This is a genomic window from Paenibacillus sp. ov031 (assembly GCF_900143165.1).
GTDB classification, from domain to species: domain Bacteria; phylum Bacillota; class Bacilli; order Paenibacillales; family Paenibacillaceae; genus Paenibacillus; species Paenibacillus marchantiae.
The window spans coordinates 395,912-411,219 of the sequence record NZ_FRDO01000003.1 but is presented as its reverse complement, the minus strand read 5'-3'; the positions used below and the strand labels follow the sequence as shown (position 1 = coordinate 411,219).

Sequence of the window (15,308 nt, the reverse complement as noted above, 5' to 3'; positions counted from 1 at the left end):
AGTGTTTTTATTTTATGGGGGTGTAATAATTGTCAAGGTACAAAAGGGTTCTCGTTAAGCTAAGTGGTGGAGCAGTAGCAGGAAACTCTGAATTTGGTTTTGAGCCAGAAAGGTTAGACCATATTGCGGATGAAATTATGTCAGTAGTAAATTTAGGCGTTGAAGTATCGTTAGTTATAGGTGGGGGTAACATTTTCAGAGGCAATATGGCGGAAAGCTGGGGGATAGAAAGGGCAGAAGCTGATAACATTGGGACGCTTGCGACTGTAGTAAATAGTTTAATGCTTCGTGGAGTTCTTAAAGCCAAGACCAAAAAGGAAGTACGAGTAATGACGGCAATACCTATTACTTCAGTTGCAGAACCATACATCCGTCTAAGAGCAATCCACCATCTAGAAAAAGGCTATATTGTAATTTTTGCAGGGGGGAACGGTCAACCTTACGTTACAACAGACTATCCTTCAGTACAAAGAGCCATCGAGGTTAATTGTGACGCTATATTAGTTGCAAAGCAAGGTGTTGATGGTGTTCTTAATGCAGACCCTAAATTTGATAAAGATGCAAGGAAATTTCGTTCGCTTCATTACAACGACGTTTTAAAACACAACTTAAAGGTAATGGACCAATCAGCTTTCATTTTAGCAAGAGACTACAATCTGCCAATGCATGTGTTTAACTTCGATAAACCAGGCTCGATGAAAGAAATTTGTGAAGGTAAGAATAACGGTACGATAATTAGTGGCGAATCAGTTTCAGAGTTGGAATGAAATATGTTAGCAATACTACTCTCCCATTGATTTAGCGAAACGATAGTTCCACAAAAGAGAAGTTCTATTCAAAATCCCACTCGGCCATGGAGTGGGATTTTGTTTATGGCTCCACAAAGTCAGACCTTCCAAGCTTAAAGCAAGTTAGATATTCAGAATCCTTTAAGTCGGGGTAATACCAGCGTTGCTGTTACCAAGTGCAAGCGTATGGGTGAGATTGGAAATTTTTGTTTGTGATTTAGATAACATATAGTTAACTTTGTTCATAAATAATGTAAATTTTATGTCATTCCTTGCTTTAATTGCTCTGATATAATTTCTGCTAGAGTGAGCCGCCCAGTAAACATGTAACAACTCAACCGGAAAAAAACACTGAGGCAAAACTGATAAAGTCATCGGAAAGTAAAGAAAAAGTATCCCCCATTTGTTATATAGCAATGAAGAATTATTCGCTGTATGGAAGTAGCTAATAGCACATGGTGATATAAAAAGAAGGAACAGAAGATTTTAACCCATACGGGGATTAATTCAGTTAGCAAGCGAGTAAACATGCGAAATCATAACTTCATAGTAGGAGTGTGAGATATGAAAAAAACAATATTGGCTTGTATGATGATAATGTTGATGCTAGCATCGGCTTGTGGAAATGTTGAAAAGATATCAAATCCCAATACTTCTAGTGAGCTTAAACCTGAAACTCAGGAGGCTATTATTCAAAAAAACACATCCGATTATTGTACGGTAGACCGTATAAGCTTGGATAGTGAAACTGATAAATATTTCTATGGAACTTGGAAAGTTGAGAAGCTTTTAGGATTTGCAAATTCATATAATGATGCTTCTGAATATCCAACAGGGCAAAAATTTATTGGAGATAAAATTGTAATCGAAAAAGACTTTTTTTCATCAAAAGGACTTAAAAAGTATAAGAAATATCAATATGAACTAAAAAATCCATTATATCAGATTACGGCGACATGCTATAACTCTGACTCTTTTTATAGATATTATAAAATAGATATCCCAGACTTACATATAAATGATGAAATAAAGGCAATAGATATAAGTGACTCTTCTACAAAAATGAGCATACCTGTAAGTTTAAGCTTTTTAGCTGTTAATAACGATAGGCTTATTTTGTTATCAGAGGCAACTATTTTTGAGCTTAAAAAAATTATTGATTAACTGATTAAATGAATTAAGGTTATGTAATAAGTTCTGTCCTCATTTTTAAACAAGAAAGGTCAGCCTCTCTAGGCTGACCTTTCTTGTTTATGTCGTAAAACGAGTAAACTGCAGTGTATATACTGGATATTTGTGAGTATAACCCGTGCCTTTACTAATTTTGAACAATTATCGTTTTATTCTTTTGATCTATATGGATAAGGGTTTGAGAAAACTAATGATTATCCCTTATTCGCCAATTCACCTTCTTAAATGTAACAATATGGGTTATCATATACGTAGTTCAGGCACTAGTAGATGCAATATGTTGTATGTTAGAAAAGCAAAAAAATTAGATATTTTAGGAATTCCATTGAAAATTACGAGGTGATTCAATGAAAAAAAACATAGCAATAATCATACTAATGGTTGGATTGATAATAAGCATGTACTTCAACTATCAATTTAAAGCGTACAAAGACAATCAAGAAGTTGATTACACGGTTAAACTGAATCATGGAACTCAAATTGGTATAAAAGAATCAATCTACAATTTAGATAATGTGATCAAAAGCTTAGAGGACAATTCTTCGAAGGAAACAGTCATACACGCATTAGGAAATATGGCAGTATCTTTGAAAGTGGGTGAAGAATCATTCGTCTTTCTGAAATCCGACTTCCGGGAAGATCAATTATCTTCAACCTATTTAATCTATAATGTGTTTAGAGATATGTATACGCATATAAGAGTAGAAATTATAGGAGAAATATTATCGAATAAGATATCGCTAGAAAAAGAATCGAGAAATCAACTTATTCAGGACATAGGAGTGCTTAAACAAGATTTGGAGTATATTGATAATCAATTTAACGAGGATGTTCTGAAAGAACAAAGTCCTAAGTGGATTGAAAATAAATGGAAAGAGTTAATTGGAGAGATTGTAAATAGAAATACGGATTATAAGTTATATGAAAGAATTAAAATAAAGTACAATTTATAAGTATTGTGGAAGGTAATTGACATCTAGATAACAATATATCTACGCCGCGTTGCTTTCACTTCTCGGTTTACCGAGGGTATTCGGAGAAGTGAAGTCAGCAGGTGACCCTGTACTATCTAACCGAATCGCGGCAAGTCGCTGCATTCTTTAAGGTAGTGAGGGTTTGTAGATAAGAACGTTATGTGAAATACCAGAAAACCTAATAAGGAGAAGCTATGAACGAAAAAGCTAAAGGCAAATTAAAAAAGCAATTTCTATTCATCGTTCTATTTATTTTTATAATCGTAATTCAAGTAACTGCCAATAACTTAGCATATCACCCTCCTGCATGGACAACTGCGTTATCAATTTTTTGCTTTATTATATTTTGTATACTTGGCTGTGTAACATACCTTGATCTCAAGAAACAAGAGCATTTCAACACAATTGGACAAATAGTTGATGTGAATAATAACATCGTAATAGTCAAAGGATTGGGACGAGGTAACACCAAAATTAAAATAAATGATAGTCACATCGTGAATATGATGCAGCCAAATGAACTCATTGAAATAACGAGATTAAAATATTCAAAAATGATAACGAAAATAGTATATAAAGACCAAGAGATCTATCCTTGAATTAGCATCAAACAAGTGTGATATTTTACATAAAACAGAGGATATATCTTCATACACCTCCAATGTAGAAGGAGAGAATGTAGATGAACAACATAAATTCTCATCATTGCAACCTAAATATAAGGTATGATCTGCCTGATGAGGTGTGGGCTAAAGTTTCTAAAGTATATGAGAGTATGCCAGGGTGGATGGGTTATAAAAGTGGAGTTCCATATTGGTTTGGGTCTGAAGAGGATTATGTTTTTATTGAGGCATCCGTAGAGCCTAGTGGATTATCATTTTATGCACAGATGAATATTGATGATTGGGTGTCTTGGATAGAAACATTTAAGCTGGAAGCGTCAAAAGTGTTGGGCTTTGAAGTTGGTGAACCTGAAGATGGATATATGTGATGAAAGCCTAGTTCCTTCTCCTAATGGTCCCCTTTCGCAACAGGAAAGATGGATCGCAGACTTGGTGGCAAGCTTGCCTTCGATGATGCTGAAGGAACGACATATGAAGGCACCATTACAGAGTTAGAAAAGCCATATGTATTTGGTTTCGGTGAAAGTTGATGATCTGGTTAACATTTCATTGCAGGCAGAAGATCAAGGGTTGGGCAGACAGTTAACGTTTGTTGAGAAAACTCGATGGAGATAAATTTACATTAGTTTTTTGAGATAACAGACACAGATTCAGCATTAGTTGGAGGCGGACCGGAATATTTTGTTGTGTCTATTACAATGGATGATAATATATATACGCTGATGAACGATAAGCAGGGAAATAGTGAAATTTCTCTAGTTATTGGTGGTCAGTTAGGGTTCAAGGGCTTGTAAACACCAAATATTATGTGAAATTGTATTAAAAGAGTTGGAGTAGGTGAGTTCAGTGGTGGAGAGAAAATTCAAAAGTCATTTTTTTTACATTGTGCTACTGTCAGTTCCATTTGTAGTATTAGAGATTTTACTTTTATTAAAATATCCTAACACCGGATTAGGAAGAATCATAAGCTTGCCCATAACCTTTATGATGAATGGTATGATTATTCTGATCTCTTCTGGTTTAGTTTATTATTTGCTTAAATACACCGGATTTAGAGTCGTTGGACGAGTTATTGTAGGGTTAATGATATGTTTAACTCTTATCGTAACAATATGTTTATACCCGCAGGATTCATCCAAACATATTTCAGAAATTATAGTAGAAGATATTAAAAATTTCTGGATTAAATGAGGATTTCACTTGGTATATATTTTCTGATTAAACAATATTTTTTGGAGTGTTTCAGGTGGAATGAGACATCACATAACAAAAGTTTCGCGCTACGAGCATACGCCCTTGATTGTATGAAATAGATACAGTAGAAGCATAACTTACCCACACAGGTTTTATCCTAAGATAAGAGCTATCTAAAATGAAGCCAGTCGCGAATCTTTGAATGTTAGGCGAAATCCATACATCAATTCTTAAAGAGGTGAAACTCCTGAAAGACAAAACCGAAGTAATGGCTTATTTTAGTTTGTTTGGAGATGAATTCGATCCGAATTATGTAACTTCAATACTTAAAATTGAACCTACGAATACGGCTTATAAAGGCGATATAATTAACAAAAGGCATCGAATAAAAGAAACATCATGGACATTAGGTACAGAGTATGAAGAATCATTAGATGTAAATCACCAATTAACAAAAGTAGTTGATCTATTAAAAAATAAAGTGAAAGAAATCAATTCGATTCGGATTGAACATCGATTATTTACGAAATTTTTCATTGTAATCAGAATAGAAGAGGGCAAAACTCCTGCTCTTTATTTCGATTCTGATTTTATTGAATTCGTTAATATGATTCATGCTGAAATTGATGTGGATTTGTATATAAATCCATATAATGAAGAATTGGAACAAGAAATAAAGAAATAAAGTTCGTAAGACACGCTTCGAACTAATGGACATCAGATAACATTTTATACACGCTATGGACATTCGTCCTGGGTCCGGCAAGATAGAGACACCCAGTATACGTTGGATCGTGAACACAGGAATGTTATCTGGAACATTCTGATGAGTGATAATTGATAAAATATTAAATACATAATCTCCAGTGAAAATAGTTAATTAAATCTTAAGCAAAAGACTGTATTTAGGTGAGAACATACTAGAAAGATAAAAGTTATGTTGCTTCACTAGGAGGAAATAATAATTAATTTATAGCAGGGATGCGGGAATTGTGAGAAGAATTTTGAAGTTAATCTATTTGTTATCTGCTGTAGGAGTCGGCGTTGGATGTTTTTATTCTTTCATGTTTTTTATCTTTAATATTGGCGGTGGTTTCATTAGTAGTGATAACAAGCCTGCTGCTTTCGGGGTTGCTGCTTTGGCGGTAGTAGGAACAATCGTTTTTTTACTACTTGGCAGACTCATTTACAATTCCAACTCCTATATTGGCCCAAGTATTGTAATCATTGTTGTTACCGCTATTCTTACTTTACCAGTCGTCGATGTGGCTAATAATGTGATTGATACTTATCAAACAAACCGCGCGAAGCCTTATGTGGAAAGTTATATGAATAACTTAAAAGCAGGTTTTGTTGATAAAATAGCACCATTGGAATTTGATTATAACGAAAGCAAGACTGAAACTCTTCGTTACTGGAGTAATAATGGACATGATATTTGGATTAAATTAAGAAAGAAAAATGAAACACTGACATCAGAGGATTTAAATAACGTAATTAATGCCTTACCTTCAGCTAAGTATAAAGTAAGAGTATTCATATATTATAAGAGCTTTAAAGAGTATCCAAACGATCAGTATTCTATTGATTTTACGGTTCGAAATAGCCCAACTGTTCCACCATATTGTAATTCAGATGACTTTGAACATAATCTATGTGATTTTGTAATAGGAAAATAAATCTAAAGGAGTTCCTGAATTGAAGAATCAAAAGCATGCAATGAGTTTAATATTTCTTTTAATAATAGTAGCCCTAAGTGGTTGTAGTTCAAACAGTATGAAGGCGGATGAAATTGTTGAGGACGGGTTAATAATAAACTCGATTTCAATTGGACTGGGAGGGAGTGAAGAAGATGCAGGTATAACAGTCGTAACATATAATTTCAATCTATGGAATAGAACCAATAAATCAATAATGCTAAAAACAGTTGAGCCAATCATAAGTAAGGATATTCAGAATCAATTAATCGATAGAGACATTAAATTAAACATAAATGAGAAAATTGATGGTAATAGTTCGGAAGCAGTGGCGGGTACTTTTAGATTAGATACAAAAGGGCTTGATAAAGAAGGAATAATTAAGTTAAACATTAATGTTAAAGAATTTAATATAGCAATTGAACAAGTCATAGGAATGAATGAAGTGAATGAAGTAAATAACTAATTTCAGATAACTCCAAGAAAACATATCTAACAAAGAGGTGTATCTTTATGGAAAGAAAAAAAGAGGAAAACAATCAGATGAGTGTAATTCCAGAGCACCATAGCCCTGTACGACATATCCTTAATGAAGCAAACGGACTACCGAACAACCAATTTGTAGATAGTTTTAAGAAAGCTGTAGATACTCCAGATGCATATGTAATTATGGAAGGTGATGATGGAGGACAAATCTACTTGTCTTGCCCTATGAAACTAGTAAATTGCAGTGAGGAGACATTACATACTCTATTAAAAGATTTAGATACCATTGCATGGGACTGTAATGAGGGAGAAGGCCAAGGACTATATTACGAGAAACTCTTTCCTGGTGATGGGATTAGTGGAGGTATGGGGGGAGGCGATGTTGAGGAAGGACTATGGATTCATGAAGAATTTATAGATTTACAATTATATGATGAAATTCATGAAGTCATATTAGGCAATAAAGAAAGAATAACAAAGTAATAAAATGAATGATCATAAGGCCCATCAACATCGGATAACAAAGTGTTCATGTGGATGGGCAATCGTTCGCTCCAATCGATTATTTTATTGGTATGTTGAACCGGATTTTGACGATGAAGGGATAATCAAATTACATATTGTTTCTGAGGATAAGAAGTTAATCGTCACTTATGAAGTGGGACAACATAGTATTAAGAACAAGATCCCATTTATAGTCATCATCGGAGAAGAATTCGAAGGCTGGACGTTAGAATATATAGGATACAGAAGAGTACTAACGCCGAAATGGAGCGATGAGATCATCACGCCAAAATTGATAGGTGAAATGATTGATTGGTGTCTCTTGAAAGACAAAGAAATAAACATCGTTAATTGGAAAGGGGAAATTCTCCGACATCTCTCTTGAATGGTGTAATTGTTGCATTTGAGAAAAGGGCTCTAGTTCAGATTGTTCAGTGGCTTATTGCTACAGGTATTTGACACAGGTAATAAATGAACGCTAAAATCCAGATATTCCCTGAATTTAGAAACTAAATATTTCTTTAGTAGGTGTGAGGTGTTTTATGACGAGAATTATGGTTACGCCAGAGCAACTTTTCGCAATTAGTAAACATATACTACTCTTCAACACATGAATGAAAGTCTTCTACGAAGCATGACTGATATTGAAGCGAACTGGGATGGGAGTACTAGAGAAAGGTTCTACTATGATTTCAAGAAGTCACAGCTTGTTATGACTGAAGTTGTCACACTTATGAGTTCAATATCAACTGTGTTACATAACCATGGAGAACGATTTCTCCAAGCAGATCACGGGTCGGAAGGGCAAGTAGACATAAACTGTTTACCACCACCACCGAATGCTTGTGGCCCACAGGAAGGTGTAGACGATCGGAATGCAGTTGAGAAGTCTGTAGATAGTTTAAAAGAGCTAGGACAAGCATTTATACAATCGGCAGATGACCGATATCAGAAGAGATATGATAGTGTAGGCGGATTTCTGGATTACTGGACATTTGGTATTCCAAGTGGACTCGTAAACGGGTATGTTGATCGAGCTGACAAAGTTTTAGAGTCGCCTCAAGACACACTGAACTGGTTGACATTTGGGGTCCATGGAACGATTAGGGAAGCTGTCCTGCCTACAAATGCGTGGTCAAGTGAAAATTGGATAAATATGCTTGGCACAGGTGGTATGGTATTAGGAGTAAGCTCTGTTTTCAAACCCAAGTTGCATATCGATACCCCTATCCAATACGAGGGTACAGTCGATTTTAGACAGATTTTAAGTGACGGACAACGTAATGAGACACCGCTGACAGATAACCTGAAGATTGAGATTAAACGGTACTTAAACAAACTTGATTTCCCCGAAGAAAACATCTTAATTGCACAACCAGGTTATTATGATATCTAGAATACAGGCATGATGTATAATCGCTTGGTTATCAATACGGATGTCTTACCAGCAGCAGCCCCAAGGAGTAGGGACTTTGAGTGGGAATACTCGCATTTTAATGAATGCTACACTAGCTCACGAGATCGTTGGACATTATGAGGCTTCTATTGCAGATAGAGCGTTCCCACTTTATGGTCTTCCTCCTGAAGTCATCAAAAGAAACTATGCTCTTAATGAGGCTCAGGCAAGTATTCGGGCAGCAAGGTTTGCTCCTGAAATTCATTCTACTGAACGATATGCTTTATTGAGAGATGCGATGCTTAGACTTCGTAATGCCGATCTCAGAGTGCGAGATGTCAAAGGCGAGCTATTCATAGATCAGAGATAAGGAGGCCATACAATGGAAACTAAAATGCTGTTTGGCGTGGGGTTAGTCTTCGATACTCCGGAATTCGGAACCATCGTTATGGGGGCTAATGAAGAGTTGGATGAACTACTTCCTTCAACAATCAAAGAGATGATCGGTAAACAGATTATCATCAAAAAAACGGATGGGGAAGAGCAAATATTTGAAGTTGTTTCTACTCAAATTAACCATTCTATAGCCGGTAAAAAAAATATCGGTATATGTTTGGGTAAAAGTATATCCCCAGACGAAATACCTGCGGGTTCAATCGTCTACTATTATCCATGAGGACAAATTGACAGTAGGTATGCTTTGTTGAAGCTACATGGAATGGCAGTTTTTTTTTGCACTGGCTGTGCCCATCTTTACTTTTAAAGATCATATATGTTCCGAAAGCATCGGAAGGTCATCTGATTCCCTTTTTGGGATGAGGATAGCCTTCCTTTTTATTTCTCAAAATTGCGGAGAAAGACATAGACTCAAACAAAGGAGAGTTTCCTATGAACGATGATACTACAACGGAAAAGAAGATCACCATAACTAAAGGTTCTACTCATTCATTGCATATTCGTTGTCCCTATAACCCTGCATATATTCAGCGCATTCGCCAGATTACGGGCAGAAAGTGGGAACCCAAACAGAAAATGTGGATCATACCCTACACTATTGCGGCCATCCAGGAGTTTACGAGCCAGTTTGATCCAGATGAAGTTCAGATTACCCCGGAGTTGTGGGTTGACAATGAAGAACTGCAGCAATGGAAAGCTAATAGGGGAAACAACCAGTGGAGCAAAGAACCGTTACAGAAGGCACTAAAGTTACGAGGATATAGTCGCAAAACGATCAAAGCGTATTGTAATCAGGTCGAGCGTTTTCTAAGCAGCCTTAGCCTTAAAAATAAGGATGTCACTACTTCCAATGTTCAGATGTATTGTTTAGGTTTGCTGGAACGAGGAATTTCCCATTCAAGCGTGAATCAGACCATTAGCGCGCTCCGCTTCTATTGCAAACATGTGCTCCATCATCCTACGGATATCCAGTATATTCGTCCCAAGAAGCAGACCAAGCTTCCACAAGTGATGTCCGAAAAGGAAGTTGCACAATTACTCAAATCCGTAACCAACCTTAAACATAGAGCCATATTGTTTCTGACCTATTCTTCCGGGCTTCGTGTAGGTGAAGTTGTGCGTCTGCGTTGCAGCGATCTGGATATTGAAAGGCAGACACTCATTGTGCGACAGGGAAAGGGTCAAAAAGATCGGAGAACGCTTCTTTCAAGCCTCGTCTGGGATATGGTTCAGAAATACATAGATGAATACAGACCCAATCGTTTGCTATTTCCGGAGCAATCTTCTGATCGACATCTTACTGAGCGGAGCGTGCAGAAGGTATTTGAAGAAGCTAGACAACGCGCAGGAATTATGAAAAAGGTAAGTATTCATGCGCTGAGACACTCCTTCGCCACTCATTTGCTGGAAAACGGGACAGACCTGCGCTATATTTAGGAGTTACTTGGTCATACGAGTGCACGTACAACTCAGCGATATACGCATGTTAGTACGAAAAATATCCAGCGTATTCAAAGCCCGCTGGATCGGATGGATTTGGGAGATTGAATGCTTCAATAAATCTCTTTTTCACCAAATTCTTCTTCGCAAATACTACACCTTAAGTTATCATATACGTAGTTCACATATCATGCAGGATGTGTGGTATTTACGAAGTACATAAATTAGATGTTATATGAAAGACATGTAACTAATCATTTAAGGAGTTTTTTTGATGATGATAAGAAATATAGAAAGCATAGAACCGTTTATTGGTAACTTTACTATCCGTCAAATAGAATGGCTTTCGAATTTTCACTTCTATATTACTCAAGACAAGTATTTTGAGAACATATCAATACTAGATATAACTTTTTTAATTAAGGAGAGTTCAAAAACATATGAGTTAGTTATAAGATTTTCTAATATTGAAAGTCTTAAGCTTGAATCTGGAGGGGCACTAACTCAAATAAGTGGATTTAATATTAGAGATTTAAAGGATCATGGATATCACCCAATGAAATATTTAATTGAGGACTACGAGAACGGAATTATTAACTTCTATTGTAATGATATTGAATTTGTAAGTCTTAAAGAAAGTGAGAACATAACAATTTAGAGTACATAAAGAAATTTTGATTGTTGATCGAAGTGGACATGCCCATCATATAACATAGTATCTACGCTGCGGGCACTTCGGCCCTTGGTTCGCAAGAAGAGATAAGCGAAGAAGATGTATCAGCTCACAACCCTGCGAGGGTAAGTACGTCGGACCCAGTCGCGTACGCTCCTTTAAGCCTCTCGGGTTCGTAGATACAAAGACGTTATACGACAGAATCTAAAAATAAATATGTATGGAGGAAATTATGAAAAAAAAACGTTCACACAACCTTGAAGAATTGTCGGAAAATGCGCTAAGAGATTTAGTAACTAAGAAAAATTGGATTGTCCGAAAAAAAGAAAAGGATTATGGAATTGATTTTGAACTTCAAATCGTTGATACAGATGAGAATGTAACAGAAAAAACTATTTCAATTCAGTTAAAGTCGACGGATAGTGTATTTTTAAATGATAATGTCAAACTCAAAAATATGAATACTGAGAACATGAAGGATTATGAGAAGCATTGGTTACCTGTATTCATATTACTGTGGGTTGAATCGAAAAAGTGCTTTTATTATATTTTTGTTCAAAGATATATAAAGGAAGTATTGGATAAAGAAAACTCTAATTGGAGAAAACAAAAAACTATTACCATTTCAAAAATGGAATTTCTAGATTTTGATTTAATTGAAGAATTATCTTTAGAAGGATATAAATATATAATAAGTAACTATATTGGAATACCGTATAATGTTGATAGTGCGTTTTACTGGCATGACGGTGTGCTAAAAACAGATAACAATGAAATTAAAGAGCATGCAATTAAGATAAATCTTTTAATGCGTGAATACAAATTTGACAATGCTCTAAAAGAAATTTCGAAAATGAGAATTAAATATACTTTAAGTTTTAAAGAACGATTATCATTATGTACTTATGAGGGAGCTATTCAAATTCAGAAACATGATTTTGGTAAGTCTTTAGAAACATATAAGTCTGTTCTAGAAATGATAGAAATAGATAATATGAGTGATTTGAAGGCTGGTGTTTTAGGGAATATGGGGATAGCATATCGAATATTAGGAAAAAACGATGTGGCAGAAAGTCTGTTTATTGAATCAATACAATTATTTGAAAAAAGTGACATTAGATTTTTAGCAAACGTTCAAAATAACTTAGGAATACTTTACAAGAACATGATGAAGTTTGAAAAGGCTTTGGATTTATATTTTGATGCACTTAAAAATTATAGAGAGGCTAAAGATAATTATTCAGAAGGTGTTGTATTAGGGAATATAGGCGTTGTTTATCGGAGAAAGGGAGACTACTCAAATGCACTCAAGTATACGCAAGAATCAATTGATATAAGCATGCATCATAATAATAAATTAAGTTTATCAGATCAGTATGGAAATAAAGGATTGATTTACAATGAACAAAAAGAATATGATCTTGCGATTGAATCATTAGAGAAGTCGCTGGAAATCAAGAATGAAATTAGCGATCAAAAAGGTATTGGTCTCAGTCATGGAAACATTGGAAAGACCTTAATGAACAAAGGTGATTATGTTTTAGCTGAAAATGAATTGAAAAAATCTTTAGATATCTTAGAAGGGATTGGTTACAAACAAGGTACAGGAGAAATGCTGTATAATTTAGGACTTACCGAATATTATTCTGGAAAAAATGCTGAAGCACGTTTACATATGGATCGAGCATTCAAAATTTTTGATGAAATAGGAAATGAGACTTTAAAGACACAAATTAAAGGATTTATTTATCATTATTTAAAAATATGATTTATATTTTATCTAGTTAAGTTGAAAGCCCTCAACAAACAAAGTTAACTAACAAGCAGGGTCGGTTCAATAGGAAAGGGACTTCTCCAGCTATAATAATGAAGCATAATCGGATAAATACGTTTATTAAAAGATAGCGATAAGAAAGGCGCTATGATATCAAAATATAATCTAATAGATCATATGGAGGGTTTTGTGATGGTATTTACTTCATTAAAATATTTTGAAACTCGTGAGGATCTGAAACGATATAATAGTGAGGCTTGGGCGTTATTAGCTATTGAATTGAAATTCAATATTGACGATATCCATAGTATAGCGGCAAGTACAGTTACTGATGGAAAAAACGACAGGAAATGTGATTTGATTTATATAAATACTGAAGAAAAAACAGCTATAGTTGGGCAAAGTTACTTTGCTGAGAGTGTGAAGCGCTGTGCCAAAAAAAATAAAGCTAGTGATCTAAATACTGCTGTGTCATGGGTACTTTCTAGAAATATAGAAGATTTACCTTTATTGATCCAGGCGCAAGTTAAGGATTTAAGAAATGCTATTGAAGAAGGTACAATAAATAAACTGGAATTTTGGTATGTACATAATTGTCATGAGCACCAAGAAATAAAGGATGAGTTGAAGACAGTTGAAATAACTGCTAAACAAGCAATTACATCAAAAAACTTGGATTTCGTCAAAATTTCTTCAAAAGAAATTGGGATCGAGACTATTGAAGAATGGTATAAAGCATCTAGCGCACCGATTTTAGTGCATGATACAATCTCTGTTAAAACTTTAGGAGGATACTTGCATGAAACGGAGAATTGGAAAGTCTTTAGCACTGCTGTCTCAGCTCAATGGATCCACGAGATGTATAGGACCTATAATGAACAATTATTTTCTGCTAATGTAAGAAGCTACTTAGGAAGTAGAAAAACAGAATCCAATATTAATAATGGAATTAAAACAACTGCAAGCAGTGATCCTGAAAATTTTTTAGTTTTTAACAATGGAATTACTGCTCTTGTAAGTAAGCTTGAACCTTCTAAAAGAATAAGAAGTAGAAAAGAAAATACAATATATCAAAATGTTGAAATAACTGGAATCTCAATTGTAAATGGGGCTCAAACCACTGGGGCTATAGGTTCGCTTGCTAGATCGCCTAGAGAGAGCGCAATTGTTCCAGTAAGATTCATTGAGTGCAAAAGTCCTAAGATTATTGAGGACATCATTAGATTTAATAATAGCCAAAATACTGTCCAAGTTGCTGATTTCAGAAGTACTGATATTGTTCAAAGCAGATTAAGAAAGGAATTTAAAACGTATTATTCAGATGTAACATATTTGGGTGGAAGAAGAGGAAATGGTGAAGACACAATAAAAAGAAGCAGAAATTTATTAGTTTCAGATCAAGTGGCTCAATCTCTTACAGCTTTTCATGGAGATCCTAAAAATGCAACACATTTTAAGTCTAAGATATGGGAAAATGATGATTTATACTCAAACGTTTTTAATGAACAAACTAGTCCATTTCACATAGTGTTTACGTATTCTTTATACAAAGCAATATTAGACTTGAAATTAGGACTTAAAGAAGTTTCTAAGACTGAAAAAGGACTGAAAACAACAGAACAAAAAATACTTGAATTTTTAAGTCATTCTGGTTCAATATATGTTCTCATCGCAAGTGTGGCAAAATCTATAGAATCTATTTTAAATAGAAAGGTAACGAACATGAATGACCTGTCTTTTAATACTAATATTGATTTTCAAGGTGCTGTGTCTCTTTGGCAGGAATTGTTTCCTAAGTTTATTCATTTTGTTCCCTCTTCGCTTAGTAGCATTATTGAAACTCGAGTGAAGAAAGAAGAGATTTTTGAAGAATGTTTTGAAAGATTTTGTAGTATGATAGAATCTACACGCGACACCAACAATGAGGCCTATGATGAATTTGCTAAGAATGTTATAGAAAAAAAGCATACTCATATTTATACTTAAATGATTTTATTTGATTTGAGTGTAAATAATTTCTTAAATAAGAGAAGAAAAATAATGAATTATAGCTGATGATGTCAAGAGAATTGATTAGATCAATAATCTGAGTATGAGAGTTAAGTCAAGAAA

At 34.8% G+C, this 15,308-nt stretch carries 16 protein-coding genes; all 16 read left to right on the top strand.

Annotated elements, in window-relative coordinates:
• The first annotated feature begins 29 nt into the window (after window positions 1–29).
• Window positions 30–767 (top strand): UMP kinase, encoded by a 738-nt coding sequence (gene pyrH, locus BUA17_RS15730; RefSeq protein ID WP_063564016.1) that lies wholly within the window; start codon window positions 30–32, stop codon window positions 765–767.
• Window positions 768–1,352: 585 nt separating this feature from the next.
• Entirely contained in the window at window positions 1,353–1,952 is a 600-nt protein-coding gene (locus BUA17_RS15725; RefSeq protein ID WP_072734209.1) for a hypothetical protein, read from the top strand.
• 374 nt (window positions 1,953–2,326) lie between these two features.
• The gene (locus BUA17_RS15720) at window positions 2,327–2,932 is read left to right on the top strand and encodes an oxidoreductase (RefSeq protein WP_072734208.1); all 606 of its coding nucleotides are present in this window, start codon (window positions 2,327–2,329) and stop codon (window positions 2,930–2,932) included.
• Window positions 2,933–3,147: 215 nt separating this feature from the next.
• Entirely contained in the window at window positions 3,148–3,552 is a 405-nt protein-coding gene (locus tag BUA17_RS15715; RefSeq protein ID WP_072734207.1) for a hypothetical protein, read from the top strand.
• 83 nt (window positions 3,553–3,635) lie between these two features.
• The gene (locus BUA17_RS15710; protein ID WP_072734206.1) at window positions 3,636–3,944 is read left to right on the top strand and encodes a hypothetical protein; all 309 of its coding nucleotides are present in this window, start codon (window positions 3,636–3,638) and stop codon (window positions 3,942–3,944) included.
• 1,028 nt (window positions 3,945–4,972) lie between these two features.
• Window positions 4,973–5,455 (top strand): DUF4279 domain-containing protein, encoded by a 483-nt coding sequence (locus tag BUA17_RS15700; RefSeq protein ID WP_083584730.1) that lies wholly within the window; start codon window positions 4,973–4,975, stop codon window positions 5,453–5,455.
• A 307-nt stretch (window positions 5,456–5,762) separates the two neighbouring features.
• The gene (locus tag BUA17_RS15695) at window positions 5,763–6,449 is read left to right on the top strand and encodes a hypothetical protein (RefSeq protein WP_139295669.1); all 687 of its coding nucleotides are present in this window, start codon (window positions 5,763–5,765) and stop codon (window positions 6,447–6,449) included.
• 19 nt (window positions 6,450–6,468) lie between these two features.
• A complete protein-coding gene (locus BUA17_RS15690) occupies window positions 6,469–6,933 on the top strand; it encodes a hypothetical protein (RefSeq protein WP_072734203.1) in 465 nt (154 codons plus the stop codon).
• 47 nt (window positions 6,934–6,980) lie between these two features.
• Complete coding sequence (locus BUA17_RS15685; RefSeq protein WP_072734202.1) at window positions 6,981–7,436, top strand: hypothetical protein; 456 nt, start codon at window positions 6,981–6,983, stop codon at window positions 7,434–7,436.
• 631 nt (window positions 7,437–8,067) lie between these two features.
• Window positions 8,068–8,853 carry a WXG100 family type VII secretion target gene (locus tag BUA17_RS31695; protein ID WP_348537076.1) on the top strand — a complete coding sequence of 262 codons (786 nt, stop codon included), beginning with the start codon at window positions 8,068–8,070 and terminating at the stop codon, window positions 8,851–8,853.
• Between the two features lie 76 nt (window positions 8,854–8,929).
• A complete protein-coding gene (locus BUA17_RS31690) occupies window positions 8,930–9,223 on the top strand; it encodes a hypothetical protein (protein ID WP_244552158.1) in 294 nt (97 codons plus the stop codon).
• Window positions 9,224–9,235: 12 nt separating this feature from the next.
• A complete protein-coding gene (locus tag BUA17_RS15670) occupies window positions 9,236–9,529 on the top strand; it encodes a hypothetical protein (RefSeq protein ID WP_244552157.1) in 294 nt (97 codons plus the stop codon).
• 212 nt (window positions 9,530–9,741) lie between these two features.
• On the top strand, window positions 9,742–10,746 hold the full coding sequence (locus BUA17_RS15665; protein WP_280174357.1) for a tyrosine-type recombinase/integrase: 1,005 nt from the start codon (window positions 9,742–9,744) through the stop codon (window positions 10,744–10,746).
• Between the two features lie 277 nt (window positions 10,747–11,023).
• Window positions 11,024–11,407, top strand: coding sequence for a hypothetical protein (locus BUA17_RS15660; RefSeq protein ID WP_072734200.1), 384 nt, complete (start codon window positions 11,024–11,026; stop codon window positions 11,405–11,407).
• A gap of 247 nt (window positions 11,408–11,654) precedes the next feature.
• Window positions 11,655–13,190, top strand: a complete 1,536-nt coding sequence (locus BUA17_RS15655) for a tetratricopeptide repeat protein (RefSeq protein ID WP_072734199.1) — start codon at window positions 11,655–11,657, stop codon at window positions 13,188–13,190.
• Between the two features lie 198 nt (window positions 13,191–13,388).
• Window positions 13,389–15,182: an AIPR family protein gene (locus BUA17_RS15650; protein ID WP_072734198.1), complete on the top strand. Its 1,794-nt coding sequence runs from the start codon at window positions 13,389–13,391 to the stop codon at window positions 15,180–15,182.
• The last annotated feature ends 126 nt before the right edge of the window (window positions 15,183–15,308 follow it).